Origin of the sequence: Micrococcus sp. HMSC31B01, from assembly GCF_001816085.1 — a bacterium.
Taxonomy (GTDB): domain Bacteria; phylum Actinomycetota; class Actinomycetes; order Actinomycetales; family Micrococcaceae; genus Micrococcus; species Micrococcus luteus.
On the sequence record NZ_KV824941.1, the window covers coordinates 1210 to 1786 of the forward strand.

Consider the following 577-nt stretch of genomic DNA (forward strand, 5'->3'; position numbering starts at 1 on the left):
TGGCGGGCGGCGCCCAGGAGATAGCCGACGAGTCCGCGGGAGAGCACCTCGGCCTCGGCCTCGGCTACGGTGGTGTCCGCGCGGATGGTGCGCGCGACCTCGGAGGAGAGCAGCCGGTGGACGGCCTCGCTGCGCGTGCGCACCTCCGGGTCCGCGTCGATGCCGGAGTCGAAGATGAGGCGGTGGGTCCGCTCGGGGGAGGCCATGTACTCGAACACGGCGGCGACGGTGGCCCGCACCCGTTCGCGGTTGTCCCGGCGGGTGTCCATCGCCGCCTCGAGGAGCGCGCGCAGGCTCGCGACCTCGGCGTCCAACAGCTCGAGGAAGAGCTCGTGCTTGCTGGGGAAGTGCTGGTAGAGGACCGGCTTGGAGACCTCGGCCCGCTCGGCGATCTGCTCCATGGAGGCCCCCGCGTACCGCTCGGCGGCGAAGACCGCGCGGGCGCAGTCCAGCAGCTGGCGGCGACGCTCGTGCCGGGGCAGACGACGGCCTCGCCCGGGCTCGTCGGGCGCGGTGGCGGCGGGGTGGGCGGTCACGGGGTCTTCCTGGCGCGGGGCGGGCTCACGCGATGCGCGCG

The 577-nt window shown here is 74.9% G+C and carries 1 protein-coding gene; it reads right to left on the reverse strand.

What is annotated here, in order from left to right:
• Window positions 1-536: TetR/AcrR family transcriptional regulator (locus HMPREF3105_RS01855; RefSeq protein WP_246830313.1), on the reverse strand; the 536-nt coding region annotated here is incomplete at its 3' end.
• Window positions 537-577: the final 41 nt, after the last annotated feature.